At 65.3% G+C, this 2,935-nt stretch carries 3 protein-coding genes; all 3 read right to left on the bottom strand.

All coding sequences use genetic code 11. The annotated features are described in order from the left end of the window. Positions 1 to 23: 23 nt before the first annotated feature. Positions 24 to 452, bottom strand: coding sequence for a cobalamin B12-binding domain-containing protein (locus L288_RS31370; protein WP_021238167.1), 429 nt, complete (start codon positions 450 to 452; stop codon positions 24 to 26). A 4-nt stretch (positions 453 to 456) separates the two neighbouring features. Continuing rightward, complete coding sequence (locus L288_RS31365; protein ID WP_051209640.1) at positions 457 to 2,178, bottom strand: methylmalonyl-CoA mutase family protein; 1,722 nt, start codon at positions 2,176 to 2,178, stop codon at positions 457 to 459. Then, on the bottom strand, positions 2,175 to 2,935 hold a 761-nt coding region (locus L288_RS31360), incomplete at its 5' end, for an SDR family NAD(P)-dependent oxidoreductase (RefSeq protein WP_021238165.1). The genes L288_RS31365 and L288_RS31360, both read right to left, overlap by 4 nt.

The following is a 2,935-nucleotide window of genomic DNA, read 5'->3' as shown; positions in this document are numbered from 1 at the left end:
CTTGCGCGATATCCTCCATCGCGTCAGGCTGCCTCCGGCGCCTGCCTTTGCGCCCACCACTCCTCCAGATAGCGGACGATGTCGCGCGTGTCGGCGCCCATGGTGAAGATCTTGTGCACCCCGGCTTCCTCAAGCAGCGGCTGGTCTTCCTGGGGGATGACGCCGCCCGCCAGCAACAGCTTGTCCCCCGCGCCCTGCTCGCGCAGCAGCCGCGCCAGCTTGGGCAGGCTGCGCGTGTGCCCGGCCGACAAAGTGGAAATGCCGACCACGTCCACATCCTCCTGGATGGCGGCGGCGGCCACCATTTCGGGGGTTTGCTTGAGGCCGGTGAAGATCACCTCCATCCCCGCCTCGCGCAGGGCATGGCCGATGATGGTGATGCCGACCGTATGCGTATCCATGCCCAGCTTCGCGAGCAGCACGCGCAGGCGGCGGTTTGGCTGTTCCTGCATGCGGTCACACTCCTGCAAGCTGGCTGTCGGGGGTATGGACGCCGAATACGTCCCGCATCGCGTTGCACAATTCCCCGTGGGTGGCGTAGAGCTTCACCGCTTCCAGGCAGGCGGGGACCAGATTATCGCCGTTGCGCGCCGCTTCCCGCACCTTCTCCAGCGCGGCATCGACCGCTGCCTGATCCCGCCGGGCACGCAGGGCGCGGACCTTCTCCACCTGCTGCTCCTCCATGTCATCGTCCAGGCGGAAGATTTCGATTTCCCGCTTTTCCTCCGGCAGGACAAGGTGATTGACGCCGATCCATTTGCGGCGGCCTTCCTCCAGATCCTTGTTCCGCTCATATTGCTCCCGCCCCAGCGCGCGCTGGAAATAGCCGGTCTCGATCGCCTTCACCGCGCCGCCCATGGCGAAGATGCGCTCCATCTCGGCAAAGGCCGCATCCTCCATCTGCTTGGTCAGCGTTTCGACATAATAGGACCCGGCGAGCGGATCGATCGTCTCCGCCACCCCCGTTTCATGCGCGACGATATGCTGGAGCGCCGCGCCGACGCGGATCGCCTCCTCGGCGGGCAGCGAATGGGCCTCGTCATGCAGCGGCGTCGTCATATTCTCGCCCGCGCCGCCCAGAGCGCAGGCCGTCGCCATGATGGCGAGCCGCCCGATATTGTTGAGCGGCTGCTGGAGCGTCAGCGCAATCGTCGTGGGCGACGTCATCAGGCGGATCTTCATCGCTTCCGCTCGCGTCGCGCCATAACGTTCCTTCATCAGCCGCGCCCAGCATTTGCGGAAGGCGCGCAGCTTGCAGATGCCTTCGAAGAAATCCATGTCGACGTTGACGACGAAATGGTTGAGGTAGGGCGCGACCGTGTCGATATCCAGCCCGCGCTCCAGCGTCGCGTCGATATAGGCGCAGGCGATCGCCAGGCTGAACGCGATTTCCTGCACCGGGTTCGCCTTGGCGGGCTGAAGCTGGGCGGAAATGATCGACAGCGGCGCCCAGTTCGGATGGTTGCGGATGATATATTCGATCGCGTCGGTCGCGATGCGCAGGCCATGTTCGGGCGGATAGATGTAGCGGCCGACGCAGATATATTCGATCAATATGCCGTTGACGATGTGCAGGACGAAATCCTGCGGATCGATGCCTTTCTTCTCCAGCGCGGCGATGATCATGGCGAGGTTCACCGGCTGCGGCGCGTTGCACACGCTCATCAGATATTTGAGCTTGTCGAACGGCAGGTCGAACGCCTTCTCCAGGTCCTCCAGACTGTCGAGCGCCATGCCCGCGCGCCCGACCTCGCCTTCCACCATCGGATCGTCGCTGTCATAGCCGTTGGTGGTGGCAAGGTCATATTCCAGGATCAGGCCGGACAGGCCCTGATCCAGCATGAAACGGGCGCGCTTCGCCCAATCCTCGCCCTTGCCGAAGCCAGTGACCTGCGTCATCGTCCAGAAGCTGGATCGGTGGCCATTGGGCCGGGTCGAACGGGTATAGGGATATTCGCCGGGAAACCCCAGGTCGCGCAGATAGTCAAAGCCCACCGCGTCCAGATCGGCGGGCGTGTAGAGCGGCTTGACCGGCCATTTCAGCGCCTGCGTGACGAAGGGGTCGCGCCGTTCGGGGTTGGCGGCGACAAACGGGCCGCGCGTTTCCGCCTGCCATCGCTCGGTTTCCGCGATGATATTGTCATTGGCGGGGGCGAACCCGCTGACAGGCCGGTTCATGCGCATCTCTCCAGGATCAGGGGTTCGGCAACATCCCAGAGCCGCCGCGCGGCATCCGGGTCGAGCGAGGCGGCGCTGACGCCCCAGCCCGGCGGCATGGGCGGGGACCAGAGCGGCGCGATCGCGCAATCCTCCAGATAGAGCCCGCCCTTGCCCTCCAGCTCCGGCGCTGTCGCGGCCCAGACGGGCGTCGCCGCGCCTTCTTCCGCCGTCTTCATCCGGCCTTGCGGCAGCGTTCCGTCCTCATTCACCCAGCCCAGCCGCACCGCGTCCTCGAACGTCGCGTGGCGGCCTAGGTTGGTGGCGACGCCGCCGGGCGTGCAGGCGTTCATGGTCACGCCATCGGCCGCATGGCGGCGGCTATATTCGACCGCCAGCAGATTGGCGCAGAGCTTGGCATGGCCATAGCCCTCGAACCTGTCATAGGCGCGCCGCTCATAGTTCAGGTCGTCGATCCGAAGTTCGGCAAGGTGGTGCGAGCCGGAAGACAGGATGACGACGCGCCCCTTGCGTGCCGCCAGATGGGGCAGCAGCAGTTCGGACAACAGGAAAGGCGCGAAATAATTGACCGCCATCTGGCTTTCGAACCCGTCCGCCGTGCGGGTGAGGGGCGGCGCCATCAGGCCCGCATTGTTGATCAGCAGGTCGACCGGCCGATCGCCCCAGCGGGCAACAAAGCCGCGCACGGACGCCATGGAAAGCAGGTCGATGGCTTCCACGTCCGGCGCCTGGGCAAGGCCGCGTCCGGCGGCGATCG

This window comes from Sphingobium quisquiliarum P25 (assembly GCF_000445065.1).
Lineage (GTDB): Bacteria > Pseudomonadota > Alphaproteobacteria > Sphingomonadales > Sphingomonadaceae > Sphingobium > Sphingobium quisquiliarum.
The sequence above is the reverse complement of the archived record's forward strand: the minus strand, read 5'-3'. Positions and strand labels throughout refer to the sequence as shown.